The 18,019-nt window shown below is 63.5% G+C and carries 15 protein-coding genes and 4 tRNA genes; 3 read left to right on the top strand and 16 right to left on the bottom strand.

From position 1 onward, the window contains the following. Positions 1-94: 94 nt before the first annotated feature. The 5 genes from E8F12_RS29745 to E8F12_RS29765 form a co-directional block, all read right to left on the bottom strand. The gene (locus E8F12_RS29745) at positions 95-478 is read right to left on the bottom strand and encodes a VOC family protein (RefSeq protein WP_280328797.1); all 384 of its coding nucleotides are present in this window, start codon (positions 476-478) and stop codon (positions 95-97) included. Between the two features lie 656 nt (positions 479-1,134). Then, positions 1,135-1,211, bottom strand: a tRNA-Arg gene (locus E8F12_RS29750). Positions 1,212-1,320: 109 nt separating this feature from the next. Then, complete coding sequence (locus E8F12_RS29755) at positions 1,321-2,373, bottom strand: Glu/Leu/Phe/Val dehydrogenase dimerization domain-containing protein (RefSeq protein ID WP_280328798.1); 1,053 nt, start codon at positions 2,371-2,373, stop codon at positions 1,321-1,323. Between the two features lie 143 nt (positions 2,374-2,516). Continuing rightward, on the bottom strand, positions 2,517-5,984 hold the full coding sequence (locus E8F12_RS29760; RefSeq protein WP_280328799.1) for an indolepyruvate ferredoxin oxidoreductase family protein: 3,468 nt from the start codon (positions 5,982-5,984) through the stop codon (positions 2,517-2,519). A gap of 56 nt (positions 5,985-6,040) precedes the next feature. After that, entirely contained in the window at positions 6,041-6,187 is a 147-nt protein-coding gene (locus E8F12_RS29765; protein WP_280328800.1) for a hypothetical protein, read from the bottom strand. On the opposite strand from E8F12_RS29765, the gene E8F12_RS29770 reads away from it, so the two are divergent. Continuing rightward, positions 6,186-6,653 (top strand): Lrp/AsnC family transcriptional regulator, encoded by a 468-nt coding sequence (locus E8F12_RS29770; RefSeq protein ID WP_280328801.1) that lies wholly within the window; start codon positions 6,186-6,188, stop codon positions 6,651-6,653. The genes E8F12_RS29765 and E8F12_RS29770 overlap by 2 nt on opposite strands. 3 nt (positions 6,654-6,656) lie before the next feature. Here E8F12_RS29770 and phnN read toward each other — a convergent pair whose 3' ends face one another. Beyond that, positions 6,657-7,241, bottom strand: a complete 585-nt coding sequence (gene phnN, locus E8F12_RS29775; protein WP_280291612.1) for a phosphonate metabolism protein/1,5-bisphosphokinase (PRPP-forming) PhnN — start codon at positions 7,239-7,241, stop codon at positions 6,657-6,659. Between the two features lie 490 nt (positions 7,242-7,731). On the opposite strand from phnN, the gene E8F12_RS29780 reads away from it, so the two are divergent. Beyond that, entirely contained in the window at positions 7,732-8,058 is a 327-nt protein-coding gene (locus tag E8F12_RS29780) for an Arc family DNA-binding protein (protein WP_041770386.1), read from the top strand. A gap of 118 nt (positions 8,059-8,176) precedes the next feature. Here E8F12_RS29780 and mgtE read toward each other — a convergent pair whose 3' ends face one another. Continuing rightward, positions 8,177-9,619 carry a magnesium transporter gene (mgtE, locus tag E8F12_RS29785; RefSeq protein WP_280328802.1) on the bottom strand — a complete coding sequence of 481 codons (1,443 nt, stop codon included), beginning with the start codon at positions 9,617-9,619 and terminating at the stop codon, positions 8,177-8,179. A 316-nt stretch (positions 9,620-9,935) separates the two neighbouring features. On the opposite strand from mgtE, the gene E8F12_RS29790 reads away from it, so the two are divergent. Then, positions 9,936-10,439, top strand: coding sequence for a DUF4124 domain-containing protein (locus E8F12_RS29790; RefSeq protein WP_280328803.1), 504 nt, complete (start codon positions 9,936-9,938; stop codon positions 10,437-10,439). 45 nt (positions 10,440-10,484) lie between these two features. Here the strand turns inward: E8F12_RS29790 and E8F12_RS29795 are convergent. The 9 genes from E8F12_RS29795 to E8F12_RS29835 all read right to left on the bottom strand — a co-directional run bounded on the left by E8F12_RS29795 (position 10,485) and on the right by E8F12_RS29835 (position 18,011). Beyond that, a tRNA-Arg gene (locus E8F12_RS29795) sits at positions 10,485-10,561 on the bottom strand. A 72-nt stretch (positions 10,562-10,633) separates the two neighbouring features. Beyond that, positions 10,634-10,710, bottom strand: a tRNA-Arg gene (locus E8F12_RS29800). A 106-nt stretch (positions 10,711-10,816) separates the two neighbouring features. Beyond that, positions 10,817-10,907 (bottom strand) — tRNA-Ser (locus tag E8F12_RS29805). Positions 10,908-10,969: 62 nt separating this feature from the next. Further along, on the bottom strand, positions 10,970-11,155 hold the full coding sequence (csrA, locus tag E8F12_RS29810; RefSeq protein WP_003085981.1) for a carbon storage regulator CsrA: 186 nt from the start codon (positions 11,153-11,155) through the stop codon (positions 10,970-10,972). A gap of 188 nt (positions 11,156-11,343) precedes the next feature. Continuing rightward, on the bottom strand, positions 11,344-12,579 hold the full coding sequence (locus tag E8F12_RS29815; RefSeq protein WP_280291615.1) for an aspartate kinase: 1,236 nt from the start codon (positions 12,577-12,579) through the stop codon (positions 11,344-11,346). Positions 12,580-12,679: 100 nt separating this feature from the next. Next, positions 12,680-15,304: an alanine--tRNA ligase gene (gene alaS / locus E8F12_RS29820; protein ID WP_280328804.1), complete on the bottom strand. Its 2,625-nt coding sequence runs from the start codon at positions 15,302-15,304 to the stop codon at positions 12,680-12,682. 270 nt (positions 15,305-15,574) lie between these two features. Next, positions 15,575-16,573, bottom strand: coding sequence for a low-specificity L-threonine aldolase (gene ltaE / locus E8F12_RS29825; RefSeq protein WP_280328805.1), 999 nt, complete (start codon positions 16,571-16,573; stop codon positions 15,575-15,577). Between the two features lie 139 nt (positions 16,574-16,712). Continuing rightward, complete coding sequence (gene astE, locus E8F12_RS29830; protein ID WP_280328806.1) at positions 16,713-17,711, bottom strand: succinylglutamate desuccinylase; 999 nt, start codon at positions 17,709-17,711, stop codon at positions 16,713-16,715. Positions 17,712-17,720: 9 nt separating this feature from the next. After that, positions 17,721-18,011 (bottom strand): topoisomerase II, encoded by a 291-nt coding sequence (locus tag E8F12_RS29835; RefSeq protein WP_280291619.1) that lies wholly within the window; start codon positions 18,009-18,011, stop codon positions 17,721-17,723. Positions 18,012-18,019 lie beyond the last annotated feature (8 nt).

Genomic DNA, 18,019 nt, shown 5'->3' on the forward strand with positions numbered 1-18,019 from the left:
GAATGTGCGGGGCGCTCGGCGAGCGGCTTTGCTTCACCTCTTTCCAGAAGAGACTTCAGTCCTGCCCGTGCGCGCGTTTGTGGTGCCGGGCCATTCAGCCGATGTCCTCGTGAATGCAAAGGAAGTTGCCCTCTGTGTCCCGGAACCAGGCCGCCTTTTCCGCGCCCAGCACACAGATATGGTTCACTGTGCGCAGGTCGGGGTAGTCGTAGTCCTCGAACACCACGCCGTTTGCCTTGAGCTCGGCAATCGCCTGTTCGATGTTCTCCACCTGGAAGCTGATCGCCGTGTGATCGGCCTTGGTGCCGCCGGGGCGGGGAAACAGCGCCAGTAGCGCGCCGCCACCACACTCATAGATGAACTTGCCGTCCGGCTTCAGGCCAGCCGGCGTCAGGCCGAGCTTGCTCTCGTAGAAATCGCGCGCACGCACCAGATCGATCACCGGCAGCATCGTCGTCACAATCGCGTTGGATAACATTCCAGTTCACCTCCCCAACGAGCGGCGCGCGACCGCCCGATGCATGTTCCGGCCGGCGCTGCCGGCCTTTACTAGTAACATTAGGCCAGCGGGAAGCAGGAGGTAGACGCGGTCGTCTGCTTCTGCACACCTCGTCCTGCAGCAGAAAATGTCGGGGGCGAGTATCAGTACTTCAACACCGTGCATTGAAAAAGGAGCTCGCGGTTAGCCGCGAAGCCTCCACAGGCCGACCACTAGTGCTGTGCCCCCAACCTGCGGCGGATGTCTGCAGTGGTTTTCACACAGCCTGGACCCAAAACGGCCTGCCAGTGACGGCGGAAGCCGGCCAGAATCGGGCGTTTAGATTAGAGAAAATAAATCTGTCCCGTTTCCCGTCCTGGGCATCAAGAAGACCAAGGATGAAGGGAAGTACAAGGGGCGCCCGATCGACGCTGAGGCGCCAACGTGTAGGAGCCCAGCTTGCTCATACCTTCACAGGCAATCACCTCTGGAACGGGCGCACGATTGAGCGTAATGCTGGAGCGCCCCCCAAGACTGAGCTCTGGGAATCAGCGGAGAAGTGGTGACCTCAGGCAGGCATCAAAACCTTTTTCACCCACCATGCACCCACGGAAAAGGGCTTGATTGGCAGTGAATGGCTGTAGCCGTGAGATATATGGCGTCCCAGAGTGGGTTCGAACCACCAACCTTCCCCTTAGGAGGGGGATGCTCTATCCAATTGAGCTACTGGGACGTGGCGGGCTCGCCGGGGCCGGCGAGATCCAGAGGACGGGCGGCATGTTAACGGCGTCCACGCGATTTGTCATCGCCTCGCGGAGCGGATGCCCCGCGAGGCGCCGTCCTCAGCGGCCGAAGCGTTCTTCGGCCAGATGATCGGCCACCGCGGTGGTGGTGCGACCTTCGCGGTCGGCGCGGGTGAAGATTTCCCGCAGGGTCTCGCCTATGCCTTCGACGTGCTGCTTGAGGGCAGCTTCGCTGCCATTGCTGCGCTCGTACCAGACGTCGATGATGCCGCCGGCATTGATAGCGTAGTCCGGCGCGTAGAGGCAGCCGCGACGGCGCAGTTCTTCGGCCAGGCCGGCATCGGCCAGCTGGTTGTTGGCCGCACCGGCGATGATGGGCGCACGCAGGGATTCGAGGGTCTGCGGGTTGATGATGCCGCCCATGGCGCAGGGCGCAAATACGTCCACGTCCAGGCCGTAGATCTCGTTCTGCCCCACTACCTTGGCACCGAGCTGCTCGGCGGCGCGACGGGCGTTGGACTCGTGAATGTCGCAGACCCAGAGCTGGGCGCCGGCGTCCTTGAGGTACTGGGCCAGGCTGAAACCCACCTGGCCGACGCCCTGGATGGCCACGCGCAGGCCGGAGAGGTCGTCGCGGCCGAGGCGGTGCTTCACCGCCACCCGGATACCGACGAAGGTGCCATAGGCCGTGGAGGGTGACGGGTTGCCATCGCGGGTGCCGCCACCCAGGGCTTCGCGGGTGCCGGCGCCGGCCACGTGGCGGCTGCGCTCGGCCATGATGCGCATTTCGGCGACGCCGGTGCCGGAGTCGGCAGCGGTGATGTAACGGCCGCCCAGGCTGTCGACGAAATCGCCCATGGCCTGGAACAGCGCCTCGCTCTTGTCGCGATGGGGATCGCCGATGATCACCGCCTTGCCGCCGCCCAGTGGCAGGTTGGCCAGGGCCGACTTGTAGGTCATGCCGCGGGACAGGCGCAGCACATCGCGCAGCGCCTGTTCGTCATTCAGGTAGGGCCACATGCGGCAGCCACCCAGGGCCGGGCCGAGGTTGCTGTTGTGGACGGCAATGATGGCCTTGAGGCCGGTTGCCTTGTCGTGGCCGAAGACTACCTGCTCGTGATGGTCGAACTCGACATGGGTGAAGACGGACATGGGGATTTCCTCGGATTTGTTGTTAACCACTAAGGGGAAGAAAGGGCGTCCCCTCGCGAGGGGAGGCCAGAATCTGGATAAGGCATGCGCGTAGCCCGGGCATCCCTCACCCCACCCCCTCTCCCGGAGGGAGAGGGGCTTTATCAGGCAGCCGGGTCGAACAGCTGCAGTACCTGGATCTCGCTGGCGGTGAGGCGGGCACGGAGTTGCCGCTCCTGCTCGCGGACCTTGGCCAGCGCGCGTTCCTTGACCGGGCCGTAACCGCGGATCTGCTCGGGCAGCTCGACCAGGGCGACCGCGGTGGCGTAGTTGCCCGGTTTCAGTTCCTTGAGCAGCAGTTCGACCGTGGCTTCGTATTCGCCGATCAGCTTGCGTTCGAGCTTGCGCTCGGCGCTGTAGCCGAAGAGGTCGAAGGCCGTGCCGCGGAGGAACTTGAAGCCGGCCAGCACACCGAAGGCCTTGAGCATCCAGGGCCCGAAGCGGCGCTTGCGCGGCTCACCGGTCACCGGGTCGGGCCTGGCCAGCCAGGACGGCGCCAGGTGGAATTCCAGGTGGTAATCGCCCTGGAACTGGGCCTCCAGCTGCTTGCGGAAGTTGCCATCGCTGTACAGACGGGCCACTTCGTACTCGTCCTTGTAGGCCAGCAACTTGGCGTAGTACTTGGCCACGGCGCGGCTCAGGGCTTTGTCCGCGCCGCAGTCCGCCTGGCGCACGCGCTCCACCAGGGCGCGGTAGCGCTCGGCGTAGGCGGCGTCCTGGTAGGCGCGCAGGTGATCGGCGCGGAACTGGACGATCTCCTCCAGGGTTTCGCACTTGCGTGGGTCCGTTTCCAGCGGCTTGGCCAGCTTTTCCACCGCCGCCAGGTCATAGGCGGCGCGGCGGCCCCAGAGGAAGGCCTGCTGGTTGAGCTTCACGGCCACGCCGTTGAGCTCGATGGCCTTGTCCAGGGCTTCGGCGGAGATGGGCACCAGGCCTCTCTGGTAGGCGTAGCCCAGCATGAAGAGGTTGGTGGCGATACTGTCGCCGAGCAGGCGGGTAGCCAGGCGGGTGGCGTCGACGAAATGGGTCTTGGCCCCGCCCACCGCGTCCACCAGGGCTTCGCGCATGGCCTGCCCCGGCACCTGAGCGTCAGGGTTGCGGGTGAACTCGGCGGTGGCCGCCTCGTAGCTGTTGATCACCGCATGGGCGATGCGCTCGTTGAGCTTGGCCAGGGCCTCCTCGCTGGCCGCCACCACCAGGTCGCAACCGAGCAGCAGGTCGGTCTCGCCGGCGGCGATGCGCACGGCATGGATGTCGTCCTGCCTGGCGGCGATGCGGATATGGGTGATGACCGGACCGAACTTCTGCGCAAGGCCAGCCTGGTCGAGCACGGTGCAGCCCTTGCCTTCGATGTGCGCGGCCATGCCGAGCAGCGCGCCGACCGTGGTCACGCCGCTGCCGCCGACGCCCGGCAGGAGGATGTTCCAAGGCCGTGCGAGGCTCGGCTGACGCGGCTCCGGCAGGGCCACGAAAAGTGCCTTGGCGCCTACCGCTTCAGGCTGGCGCAGGCTACCGCCATGCACGGTCACGAAGCTCGGGCAGAAGCCTTCGACGCAGGAGAAATCCTTGTTGCAGGCGTTCTGGTCGATCTGACGCTTGCGCCCCAGTTCAGTTTCCAGCGGCAGTACCGAGAGGCAATTGGACTTGACGCTGCAATCGCCGCAGCCCTCGCACACCGCCGGGTTGATGAAGGCGCGTTTCTGCGGGTCGACCAGTTTGCCGCGCTTGCGGCGGCGGCGCTTCTCGGTGGCGCAGGTCTGGTCGTAGATCAGTACCGAAACGCCCTTGAACTCGCGCAGCTCGCGCTGCACGGCATCCAGCTCACGGCGGTGATGGAAGCTGACGTTGGGCGCGAAGGTGGCGCGGCTCGGGTACTTCTCAGGCTCATCGGAGACCAGGGCGATGCGCTTCACGCCTTCGGCGAAGACCTGCTGGCTGAGCTGGTCGACGCGCAGTTCGCCGTCGATGGGCTGGCCGCCGGTCATGGCGACGGCGTCGTTGTAGAGGATCTTGTAGGTGATGTTGACCCCGGCGGCGACTGCGGCACGCAGGGCCAGCTGGCCGGAGTGGAAGTAGGTGCCGTCGCCGAGGTTCTGGAAGATGTGCGGCGTATCGGTGAAGGGCGCCTGGCCGATCCAGGTCGCGCCCTCCCCGCCCATCTGGGTGAAAGTGTCGGTATCGCGGTCCATCCACTGGGTCATGTAGTGGCAGCCGATGCCGCCCTGGGCGCGGCTGCCTTCGGGCAGCTTGGTGGAGGTGTTGTGCGGGCAGCCGGAGCAGAAGTGCGGGGTGCGCACGGTCTTGTGCTTGGGTTCGGCCAGGGCCTTTTCCTTGGCGGCGAGGAAGGCCAGGCGGGACTCGATCTGCTCGCTGGAATAGATGGGCGCCAGGCGTCTGGCGATGACTCGGGCGATCATCGCCGGAGTCAGTTCGCTGAGATTGGGCAGCAGGGAGTTACCCTCCTCGTCGAACTCGCCCACCACGCGCGGACGCTTGTCCACCGGCCAGTTGTAGAGCTGGCCGGTGAGCTGGTCCTCGATGATGCTGCGCTTCTCTTCCACCACCAGGATTTCGTCCAGGCCTTCGGCGAACTCGTGCACCGAGACCGGCTCCAGCGGCCAGCTCATGCCCACCTTGAGCACCCGCAGGCCAACCTTGGCGCAGAGTTCCTCGTCCAGCCCGAGGTCGTTCAGGGCCTGGCGCACATCGAGGTAGGACTTGCCGGTGGTGATGATGCCCAGGCGCGGATTAGGCGAATCCAGGGTGACCTGGTTGAGGTTGTTGGCGCGGGCGAAGGCGCGGGCGGCGTAGATCTTGTACATGTTCAGGCGCTTTTCCTGCGCCAGGGGCGGGTCCGGCCAGCGGATGTGCACGCCGTCTTCCGGCAGGACGAAGTCCCCGGGGATCTTCACGTCCACCCGCAGGGGATCGACCTCCACGACGGCGGAAGAGTCGACATTCTCGGCGATGGTCTTGAGCGCCACCCAGCAGCCGCTATAGCGCGACAGCTCCCAGCCAATGATGCCGTAGTCGAGGATTTCCTGGACGTTGGCCGGGTTCAGTACCGGGATGGAGGCGGCGATGAAGGCATGCTCGCTCTGGTTGGCGATGCTCGAGGACTTGCAGCCGTGGTCATCGCCGGCCAGCAGCAGGACGCCGCCATGGGGCGATACGCCAGCCGAGTTGCCGTGCTTGAACACGTCGCCGCAGCGGTCCACGCCCGGCCCCTTGCCGTACCACATGGCGAACACGCCATCGTAGCGCGCGCCAGGGAACAGGCCGGTCTGCTGGCTGCCCCAGACGGCGGTTGCAGCCAGCTCTTCGTTGACCCCCGGCTGGAAGTGGACGTGGTTTTCCTTGAGGAAGGACTTGGCTTCCCAGAGGCTCTTGTCGAGGTTGCCCAGGGGCGAGCCCCGGTAGCCAGAGATGAAGCAGGCGGTGTTCAGGCCGTGGGCCTTGTCCCGTTGCTTCTGCAGCATCGGCAGGCGGGTGAGGGCCTGGGTGCCGGTGAGATAGAGGTGACCGGTTGCGAGACGGTATTTGTCATCCAGGCGGATCTCGGCCAGAGACATGCGGACGCTCCTTTTGTTTTTATGGCGACCTCGATGGCAACGGTGGGTGCCATCTTTCATTCAGCCCCGGGCAGGATCGCTGCCGCGGACGCGTGGCCAAGAAGATGACCGATTGGTGCTGATTTTTCCTTTCTATTTGCGGTCAGAAAAGCCAGACTTGCGCATGATCCTTCCAACAAAAACAAGATTTCGGACTGACTCATGCAGAACTCTCTGAGCCCTATCGACCGCAAGATCCTGCGCCTGCTGCAACACGACGCCGACCTGTCCGCCGCCGAGGTGGCAGAGAAGGTGGAGCTGTCGCAATCACCCTGCTGGCGCCGCATCCACCGCATGCAGGAAGAAGGACTGATCGAGCGCAAGGTGGCCCTGCTCAATCCCAAGCTGCTGGGCTTTTCGATCACGGTGTTCGTCAACATCAAGTTGTCCGCCCACGGCCGCAACCACCTCACCGAGTTCGAGGAGGCCATAGTCGGCTATCCGGAAGTGCAGGAGTGCTACACCATGGCTGGCGGCTCGGATTACCTGCTGAAGGTGGTGGCGCGGGATATCGGTGGCTACGAGCGCTTCCTGCGCGACCAGTTGCTGCAGCGCCCCCATGTGCTGGAGGCGCATTCGAACATCGCCATGAGCGAGGTCAAGCGCACCACGGAACTGCCACTGGATTGAGGCTCAGGCGGAGTCGGGCCAGGCGGCCGGGCGGTGCTCTTCGATGAGCTGCAACAGACGCTGGCAGGTCTCCGCCAAGGAGCCGGAATTGTCCAGCAGGCAGAGGTCCGGGTTCTCGCCGGCCAACAAGGTGTCGGCAAAGCCGGCGTTGCGCGCCAGGCGGGCTTCGATCTCCTCCGCCGACTCGCGGCCGCGGGCATGCAGACGCTGACGCAGTACCTGGTCGTCCACCGTCAGCAACACGGCAAGCAGGTGCGGATAGCGCCGCCGGGCTTCCGGCAGGTAGCCGCGTGAGCCGTTCACTAGCACGTCGTCGCCTGCAGCCAACCAGTCGTCGATCGAATTCGGGATCCCATAGGAGAGGCCATTGGCGTACCAGCTCATGGCGAAGTCGCCCCGGGCTTCGCGCTGGGCGAACTCCTCGCTGCTGACCGCCTCGGCCGATTCGCCGCGAGCCTCGGCGGACCGGGTGATGACCCGGCGGGCAACGCGGCAGCCCTGCCCCGCCAGCATCGTGCGCGCGGTATCCAGCAGGCTGTCCTTGCCGGATCCGGACGGGCCTATGAGATAGATCAACCTGCCTTTCATCTGTGCACCTGATGGATATGTGTGGGGGCCGATGGCCGCTGCCGAGGAGAAGTACAACTCTGATGCGAAAAGTCTGAACTCGTTTCGCGCTAGGGCAAGGGATTCTTTCGTGCGGAGCGAGGTCAGACAACAACGGCTACCATTTAAAATGATGGCCAGACAGCATCACCGTGCCGTCACCGGTCAGCAACGAGCAGCAAAGGCGTCCTGGATAGCGCTGTCGGATGAAAGGGACCTGGCCCATAGCCAAATCAAGAATGGACGAATTGATCAGCGACTCTCAATTTGGACAATTGGTGCTGGCTAAAAGCCGCTACACTGATCACAATCTGACACCAAATTGACGTCAAGGAAACGTTTTGCTGACCTCAGGGTCATACCGAATCGAATCGCGAAACTGGTTGAACAATTGCTGCTAAGGACAGTCAAACCGGTGACAATCTTGCAGCTCATTGCCAGCATCGCTTTCCTGAACTAACCGGTTGAATGTATGCGCCCTATGAAACAGGCTATTTACTCCAGTCGCACGGCTGACAAATTCGTCGTTCGCCTCCCCGAGGGCATGCGCGAGCGCATTGCTGTCGTGGCGCGCAACCACCACCGCAGCATGAACTCCGAGATCATCGCTCGCCTGGAGCAGAGCATGCTTCAGGAAGGCGCCTTGGACGAAGGCGTATCCATGCGCCTGGACAGCCCGGAGCTGACCCTGCACGAACGCGAACTGCTGCAGCGCTTCCGCCAGCTGTCGCGGCGCCAGCAGAATGCGCTGGTGGCACTGATTGCCCACGATGCGGAACTGGCGGCCGAGGAATCCTAAGGCCACCCCGCATCGAATGAAGAAGCCGGCATCAGCCGGTTTTTTCATGCCTGCGATTCGCTGCGCAGCAAACGAAAAAAAGCCGCCCGTGGGCGGCTTTCTTCGTTGTCGGCGGGAGTCAGAGCAGGAACAGGGTCGCGAGACCCAGGAAGATGAAGAAGCCACCACTGTCGGTCATGGCGGTGATCATCACGCTGGCACCCATGGCCGGGTCCCGCCCCATCCGCACCAGGGTCATGGGGATCAGCACGCCCATCAGCGCTGCCAGCAAGAGGTTCAAGGTCATGGCGCCGGTCATCACCACACCCAGAGACCAGCTGCCATAGAGGTAGAAGGCGACGAGACCGATCACCCCACCCCAGAGCAGGCCGTTGATCAGGGCCACACCCAGCTCCTTGCGCACCAGGCGTGAGGTATTGCCGGTGCCCACCTGGTCCAGCGCCATGGCCCGGACGATCATGGTGATGGTCTGGTTGCCCGAGTTGCCGCCGATGCCGGCGACTATGGGCATCAAGGCGGCCAGGGCCACCAGCTTCTCGATGGAGCCTTCGAACAGGCCGATGACCCGCGAGGCGATGAAAGCGGTGACCAGGTTGACCGCGAGCCAGGCCCAACGGTTGCCCACCGACTTCCAGACCGAGGCGAAGATGTCTTCCTCTTCACGCAGACCGGCCATGCTGAGGACTTCGCTTTCGCTTTCCTCACGGATCAGGTCGACCATCTCGTCGATGGTCAGGCGGCCGATCAGCTTGCCGTTCTTGTCCACCACAGGCGCCGAAACCAGGTCGTAACGCTCGAACGCCTGCGCCGCATCGTAGGCGTCTTCGTCAGGGTGGAAACTCACCGGATCGGTGGCCATCACCTCGGCCACATGCTTGTCCGGATCGTTCACCAGCAGGCGCTTGATCGGCAGCACACCCTTGAGAACGCCGTCGTAGTCCACCACGAAGAGCTTGTCGGTGTGGCCGGGCAGCTCCTTGAGCCGGCGCAGGTAACGCAGCACCACTTCCAGGGTCACATCGTCGCGGATGGTGACCATCTCGAAGTCCATCAGCGCGCCGACCTGGTCCTCCTCGTAGGACAGCACGGAGCGAACGCGCTCGCGCTGCTGCGCATCGAGGGATTCCATCAGCTCGTGGATGACGTCCCGCGGCAACTCGGGCGCAAGGTCGGCCAGCTCGTCCGCGTCCATTTCCTTGGCGGCGGCGAGCAGCTCGTGATCGTCCATGTCGGCGATCAGCGATTCACGGACGGCGTCGGATACTTCGAGGAGGATGTCGCCGTCGCGTTCGGCCTTGACCAGTTGCCAGACGGTCAGACGCTCGTTGAGCGGCAGCGCTTCGAGGATGTGAGCGATGTCGGCCGGGTGCAGCTCATCGAGCTTGCGCTGCAGCTCGACAAGGTTCTGCCGGTGGACGAGGTTCTCGACGAGATCCTGATGCTGGCCCTCCTGACGGTGGGTCAGGTCTTCTACCAGCTTGTGGCGATGCAGCAGATCGATTACCTGGGCCAGGCGGTCCTGCAGGCTCTCTTGCGGCTTCTTGGCTTCTACTTCAGTCATATAGCGCGCTCCACCCCCAGTGGCAGAGCACGCCAAGAGGGGTCAGAAAATCATTTCGCGATTGTGCAATCGGGATTCTGAGTAACTACTGGGTAATTCCATGATGGTTGTCCGAATGCCCCGGCGGGGCTGACCGCGCAATGATAACACCGCCGTTTGGCTCACGCGTTACAAAATCATGGACAGAACAATCGCTTGCATCGCAAAGCTGAGATTGCCTTCATCCTGTTGCGACGTCGGCAATGCCCTGTAGGACACCCGCACGGGGAGGAAGTGACCAGGTACCCTCGAGGGCCCATGCCAAGGAGAAGGCGCCATGCAACGACTTTCGATCATCCTCATCGCCGCCCTGCCCTGCTGCCTCCATGCGCCGCTGCACGCGGCCTCCATCTATCGCTGCAAAGATGGCGAAGGCCATGTCAGCTTCAACCAGCACGGATGCCCAGCGGACAGCCAGGAAGAGCTGCAACGCCTCAAGTCCCTGAACCTGCTCGGCAGCCAGGCCAATCAGAGAGAAATCAGGGAGGAGTACCTTCCGATTCCGAATCGCGAAAGGGCTGAACACAGCAACGAAGTCGTAGTGGTCGGCGAGCGAGAGGCCCCGTGCGACCAACCGATCACGCCGCAAGAGCGCCGCCAGGCCATCATCCGCAAACAGGTTCGCGCCGGCATGACCCGTGCCGACGTGGAAAGCGCCCTGGGCAAGCCGGAGCGGATAAGCAGCAGCAATGGCCGGCTTCGCTATCACTACCAGCCGCAGAAAGGCACGCGCCACCAGGTCGATTTCGACGAGTCGGGATGCGTAAGAAGTCGGCGTTGAGCGGACAAAGAAAAAGGGCCTGCATTTCTGCAGGCCCTTTCGGTATGGCGCACTCAGGAGGATTCGAACCTCCGACCGCCCGGTTCGTAGCCGGGTACTCTATCCAGCTGAGCTATGAGTGCGTGTCGGCGCTTTTAGACCAGATCACCGCTGGTTTATCCAAGTTGACCAGCCTAGCCAATCGACTTGAAAGATGGCGCACTCAGGAGGATTCGAACCTCCGACCGCCCGGTTCGTAGCCGGGTACTCTATCCAGCTGAGCTATGAGTGCGTTGTGGGCGCGCATTATAGGGAAATTTTTGCCTTGGTCAACTACTTTTTCGAGAAGTTTCAATAACTTAACGATCTAGCACCCAACCACCCTACAACACAAAATATGGCGGAGAAGGGGGGATTCGAACCCCCGACACCCTTTTGAGGTGTACTCCCTTAGCAGGGGAGCGCCTTCGGCCACTCGGCCACCTCTCCGCAACACGGGGCGCATGATAACCATGTTTTCCCCGTTTGCAAAGCCAAAAATTGCAGAAAAATTAGTGGTTTGGTTCTTGGTCTTTCTCTTTCTGGATGCGCTGGTAGATTTCCTCTCGGTGCACAGCTACCTCCTTGGGAGCATTCACTCCAATGCGCACCTGATTACCTTTCACGCCTAACACGGTCACAGTGACATCGTCACCCACCATCAGGGTCTCTCCGACCCGGCGAGTCAGAATCAGCATTCCTTTCTCCTTACGGATTCGTTTCGGGACAACAGTCTGCAAAAAAAGAAATGGTTACGGCCCCGGCACAGACTTAGCCGCTGGAGCTTACACCCAAGTATTGACCAGCCCCGGCAAAAGGAAAGTTCCACCGTAGCGACCAAAAACGACAAAAGGCGCGGGGTGAGCCGCGCCTTTCGCAAATTGCCTCACTCGCCCTGTCGATTCGGGGCGTCCAGCTCGAATGCGGTGTGCAGTGCACGAACCGCGAGCTCCAGGTATTTCTCTTCGATCACCACGGAAACCTTGATTTCCGAAGTGGAGATCATCTGGATATTGATGGTCTCCTTGGCCAGGGCTTCGAACATGCGACTGGCGACGCCCGCGTGGGAGCGCATGCCGACGCCGACGATGGAGACCTTGGCGATCTTGGTGTCACCGATCACTTCGCGGGCGCCGATCTCGCTGGCGGTCTGCTCCAGCACGCGCTGGGCGTTCTGGTAGTCGTTGCGGTGCACGGTGAAGGTGAAGTCGGTGGTGTTATCGTGCGCCACATTCTGCACGATCATATCCACTTCTATATTGGCGGCACTGATCGGGCCCAGGATCTTGAAGGCCACGCCGGGGATGTCCGGCACGCCACGGATGGTCAGCTTGGCTTCGTCGCGATTGAAGGCGATGCCGGAGATGATCGGCTGTTCCATGGATTCCTCTTCATCAAGGGTAATGAGGGTGCCCGGACCCTCCTGGAAGCTGTGCAGCACGCGCAGCGGGACATTGTATTTGCCGGCGAACTCCACCGAGCGGATCTGCAGCACCTTGGAGCCGAGACTGGCCATTTCCAGCATCTCTTCGAAGGTGATCTTGTCCAGGCGCTGGGCCTGGGGCACTACGCGCGGGTCGGTGGTGTAGACACCATCTACATCGGTGTAGATCTGGCACTCGTCGGCCTTCAGCGCCGCCGCCAGGGCTACGCCCGTGGTGTCGGAGCCGCCACGGCCGAGAGTGGTGATGTTGCCGTGCTCATCCACGCCCTGGAAGCCGGCGACCACCACTACGCGACCTGCCTTGAGGTCGGCACGGATCTTCTGGTCGTCGATCTGCAAGATGCGCGCCTTGTTGTGGGCGCTATCGGTGAGGATGCGCACCTGGTTGCCGGTGTAGGACACCGCCGGTACGCCACGCTTGATCAGGGCCATGGACAGCAGGGCGATGGTCACCTGCTCGCCAGTGGACACCATTACATCTAGTTCGCGCGGTACCGGCTGCTCGCTGATCTGTTTGGCCAGATCGATCAGGCGGTTGGTTTCGCCGCTCATGGCGGAAACCACGACCACGATGTCATCGCCGCCTTCGCGGAACTTCTTCACCTTCTCGGCCACCTGCTCGATGCGCTCGACAGTGCCGACCGAGGTCCCCCCAAACTTCTGTACGATCAAAGCCATTTCAAAAGCCGCCTAATCCCGTGAAGGGCGCCCATTAAACAATCAACGCAGAACACTGCCAAGGCCCGCCGGGCGTGGGACGGGCCAATGGCGGAGGGCTTTAGAGCCCCTGCTCGACGAACGGTACGGCCAGGGCCAGTGCCTGCTCCAGGGCCGCGGCGTCGGTACCGCCGCCACGGGCCATGTCAGGACGACCACCGCCCTTGCCGCCGACCGCAGCCGCGGCCTGCTTCATCAGATCGCCGGCTTTGAGTTGGCCGGTCAGGTCCTGGGTGACGCCAGCGACCAGTGTCACCTTGCCCTCCAGCGCACCGCCGAGCAGGATCACCGCGCGGCCGAGCTTGTTCTTCAATTGATCGACCAGCGCCAGCAGCGCGTCGCCGTCCAGTCCGTCCAGGCGCGCGGCCAGCACCTTCACGCCTTTCACTTCGATGGCGGAAGCGGCCAGGTCGTCGCCGGCGGCGCTGGCCGCCTTGGCCTTGAGCTGCTCCAGCTCTTTTTCCAACTGGCGGTTGCGTTCCAGCAGGCCGGACAATTTGTCCAGCAGGTTGTCGCGGCTTCCTTTCACCAGGCCCGCGGCTTCCTTGAGCTGCTCCTCGGCACCATTCAGGTAGGCCAGCGCAGCCGCGCCGGTCACCGCCTCGATACGTCGTACGCCGGCGGCCACGCCACCTTCGCTGACGATCTTGAACAGGCCGATGTCGCCGGTACGGGAGACGTGGGTGCCGCCGCAGAGCTCGACGGAGAAGCCGCCACCCATGGTCAGCACGCGTACCTGCTCGCCGTATTTCTCGCCGAACAGCGCCGTGGCGCCCTTGGCCTTGGCGGTGTCGATATCGGTCTCTTCGGTCTCGACTTCGCTGTTATTGCGAATTTCCGCGTTGACGATGTCTTCCAGCTCTTTCAGCTGCTCGGGCTTGATGGCCTCGAAGTGGCTGAAGTCGAAGCGCAGGCGCTGGCTGTCCACCAGCGAGCCTTTCTGTTGTACGTGGTCACCCAGCACACGGCGCAGGGCGGCATGCAGCAGGTGGGTGGCCGAGTGGTTCAGGGCGGTGGCCTGGCGCACCGAGGCATCGACCTGGGCGGTCACGCCGGCGCCGATGCGCAGGGTGCCATGGTCGACCACGCCGTGGTGCAGGAATGCGCCGCCGGCCTTGGTGGTATCACGCACGTCGAAACGCAGGCCCTGGGCTTTGATAAAGCCGCAGTCGCCGATCTGGCCGCCGGACTCGGCGTAGAAGGGGGTGCGATCGAGGACCAGCACGCCTTCTTCGCCCTCGTTCAGCTGCTCGACGGCCTGGCCGTCCTTGAAAAGGGCAATCACCTTGCCTTCGCCGGAGGTGCAGACGTAGCCGGTGAAATCGGTATCGGCGTCCACCTTGACCAGGGCGTTGTAGTCCATGCCGAAGGCGCTGGAGGCGCGGGCGCGCTCGCGCTGGCCTTCCATCTCGCGTTCAAAGCCGGCTTCGTCGATGGTCAGGCCGCGCTCGCGGGCGATGTCGCCGGTCAGGTCGACAGGGAAACCGTAGGTGTCGTACAGCTTGAACAGGGTTTCGCCGGGGATCATCTTGCCCTTGAGGCCGACCAGATCCTGCTCGAGGATCTTCAGGCCCTGCTCCAGGGTCTTGGCGAACTGCTCTTCCTCGGTCTTCAGCAGGCGCTCGATGTGCGCCTGCTGCTGCTTGAGTTCGGGGAAGGCTTCACCCATCTCGGCCACCAGGGCGGCGACGATCTTGTGGAAGAAGCTGCCCTTGGCGCCCAGCTTGTTGCCATGACGGCAAGCGCGACGAATGATGCGGCGCAGCACGTAGCCACGGCCTTCGTTGGACGGCAGCACGCCGTCGGCAATCAGGAAGCTGCAAGATCGGATGTGGTCGGCGACCACCTTCAGCGAAGGGGCGTCGTCGTTGGCGCAGCCGATGGCTTCGGCGGAGGCCTTGAGCAGGCTCTGGAACAGGTCGATCTCGTAGTTCGAGTGCACGTGCTGCAGTACGGCGCTGATGCGCTCCAGGCCCATGCCGGTATCCACGCTCGGCGCCGGCAGCGGGTGCATCACACCGTCGGCGGTGCGGTTGAACTGCATGAACACGTTGTTCCAGATCTCGATGTAGCGGTCGCCGTCCTCTTCCGGGGAACCGGGCGGGCCACCCCAGATGTCCGGGCCGTGGTCGAAGAATATCTCGGTGCAAGGGCCGCAGGGGCCGGTATCGCCCATGGCCCAGAAGTTGTCGGACGCATAGGGCGCGCCCTTGTTATCGCCGATGCGCACCATGCGCTCGTGGGGAATCCCGACTTCCTTGGTCCAGATGTCGTAGGCCTCGTCATCGCTGGCGTAGACGGTGACCCAGAGTTTGTCCTTCGGCAGCTTCAGCCACTTGTCGCCGGTGAGGAATTCCCAGGCATAGTGGATGGCGTCGCGCTTGAAGTAGTCGCCGAAGCTGAAGTTGCCCAGCATCTCGAAGAAGGTGTGGTGGCGCGCGGTGTAGCCGACGTTTTCCAGGTCGTTGTGCTTGCCGCCGGCGCGCACGCATTTCTGGCTGGTGGTGGCACGTGTGTAGGCGCGCTTCTCCAGACCAAGGAAGCAGTCCTTGAACTGGTTCATCCCCGCGTTGGTGAACAGCAGGGTCGGGTCGTTGCCCGGAATCAGGGAGCTGGAAGCGACACGGGTATGCCCCTTCTCTTCGAAGAAGCTGAGGAAGGCTTCACGGATTTCTGCGCTTTTCATAGGTTCTTCCACGGAAACTGCGGCCACGAAGGCGGGTGCAAATCGTTATCGGCGAAGGACGGCAAGCGTGAATTGGCAAGAAGGCGGCAGGTTTACCGAGATAAACCGGCATTCCCTACCTGTTCCCGACATTGCACGCGAGGTTCGCAGTCGTCTGGCGACGGGCGTACGAATCACCGGCAAAGGGCCGCATTATATCGGCCCTGCGCGAACGGGATAGTCTCTTTGTGCGATAGATGCCGGCTATTTGTACGAGTCGGCAACCCAGCACTAGCGGAATGCGGCGAAAGCCTCGATCACCCGGGGAACATCGGCGGCTTGCACGTCGAGGTGGGTCACCAGACGCAGGCGCGCCGCCGGGCTCACGCGAATCCCGCGGCCGGCGAGGAAGTCGCTCAGCGCACGGGCCCGTTCGCCGATCTGCACATAGACCATGTTGGTCTGCACCGGCTCGATCTCGAAGCCCAGTTCCCGCAGCCCGGCCCCCAGGCGCTCGGCGTTGGCGTGGTCCTCGGCCAGGCGCTCGACCTGGTGGTCCAGCGCGTAAAGGCCCGCCGCCGCCAGCAGGCCGGCCTGGCGCATGCCGCCGCCGACCATTTTTCGCAGGCGCCGGGCCTTGGCGATCAACACCGCGCTGCCGCACAGCACCGAGCCCACAGGCGCGCCCAACCCCTTGGACAGGCAGACCGAAACCGAGTCGAAATGCTTGGTGATCTCGCGGGCGTCCACCTTGAGCTTCACTGCCGCGTTGTACAGCCGGGCGCCGTCCAGGTGCAGGCCCAGGCCACGGCGGCGGGTCAGTTCGCGGGCTGCCGCCAGGTAGCCCAGCGGCAGCACCTTGCCCTGCATGGTGTTCTCCAGAGCCAGCAGGCGCGTGCGGGCGAAGTGGAAGTCGTCCTGCTTGATGGCGGTCTCCACTCTGCCGAGATCCAGGCTGCCGTCGGCCTCGCCCTCGATGGGCTGCGGCTGGATGGAGCCGAGCACGGCGGCGCCGCCGCCCTCGTACTTATAGGTGTGGGCCTGCTGCCCGACTATGTATTCGTCGCCACGTTCGCAATGGGCCATCAGCCCCAGCAGGTTGCTCATGGTGCCGGTGGGCACGAAGAGCGCGGCCTCGAAGCCGAGGCGCTCGGCGAGGCTGGCTTCCAGGCGGTTGACCGTGGGGTCCTCGCCATAGACGTCGTCGCCCAGCTCCGCGCGCTGCATGGCCTCGCGCATGCCGGGAGTGGGTTGGGTGACGGTATCGCTACGCAGGTCGATCAGGCTCATGCCAGGCTCCTTGGATGGGCGAAGAGCCCGATCCTAAGGCCCGACGCCACGCGGGTACAGGTACAGAGAGGATGAAAAAGAAGGCGCTGTTGCCCGGGGTCGGTGGACCGGTGAAGCCTGGTCCACCCTAGCCTAGGGGCTAGACCTCGGCGGGCACCACGAGAATGCCAGCGCGCAGACCGCTCTTCACCCTGGGATTGGGGAAGATGATCCGGGCGCCCTGCTCTTCCACCACCCAGCGGGTGCCGGCGATATCCTCGGCCAGCAGATAGCCCACCGGCAGCTCGCTGAAGTTCTCGATGTCAGGGGCCAGGTGCAGCAGGAACGACTCGCTGTGCTTGATGATTTCCCGCGCCACCGAGAACAGTTGCAGGCCGTCCAGGGCGTTGCCGTCGAGTTCCGGCTCGCGCCCCTCTATCAGACTGTGCAAGCGCGACTCCAGGCGATCGAGATTGACCTCCTGGTTACTGCCGAAGGGCCGCGCCTTGCCCAGTTCGAGGGTGAAGGCCTCGGCCTCCAGTTGGGCGTAGGTGTAGGAGCTGAAGGTGATGCCGGTCTTGTTCTGCAGCAGCACGGCGTCAATGCCAGCTGCGCGCAGGCGCGCCAGCTCCAGGCGCGAATGCTCGCGGCCTTCGACAAAGGGATAGAGGGCGAACTGCTCGATCTTCGAGCCACGGATGGCGGTATGCAGGTCATAATGCAGCCGGGCACGGCCGGGCTTGCTGAAGAAGGCCGCGGCATAGCGCTCCAGCTCGCCGGCGCGCATCGCCTCGAAGCCGCTGGATTCGGCGTGGCGGCCGTTGAACAGGCGATTGACGTCCTGCTCGACATAGCGTTCGCCACGGCGGATGGCCTCTGGGTTGCCGAACAGGAAAAGAATTCTGGCGCGCGGTTTCAACTGGCCGCGGGCGATGCCCTGGATCAGGCGATCCAGCAGCTCTATGGGTGCGGTCTCGTTGCCATGCACCCCGGCCGAAAGCAGCAGGTCGAGCCCGCTGTCTTCGGCGGCAGGCGGGGTGACGTCCAGCACCCCCTCGCCCAGCCAGTGCAGGCGCACGCCCCCGGATGTCAGCTGGATCTTCTCGGTCGGCTCGCGGCCGGCGAGGGTCAGTTCGAGCAGTTTGCCGAGGGCTAGCATCCTGTTACCTCAATGATCGTGGTCGCAGTCGGGACCATGTACATGGTCGTCGTCATCAGCGGCGTCGGCCGGTTCCATCTCCAGTTGCAGGCTGACCAGATTGGTGGCCAGCGGGCGCAGCAGCAGGTTGGCATACTCGGTATCGCCCTCCTCCACGTCTACGCCGATCAGCAGCTGGCCGTTGCCAGCCTGCTGGATCCAGACTTCCTTGCCCTGCCAGACGACGGCGAACCGGGTGCAAGAGGTTTCGAGCTGGGTGCCGTCGGTATCTTCGAGGATGAGTTGCAGGGCATCGGTCATTTCAGGAC

It is taken from the genome of Pseudomonas sp. BN102 (genome assembly GCF_029871245.1).
Lineage (GTDB): Bacteria > Pseudomonadota > Gammaproteobacteria > Pseudomonadales > Pseudomonadaceae > Metapseudomonas.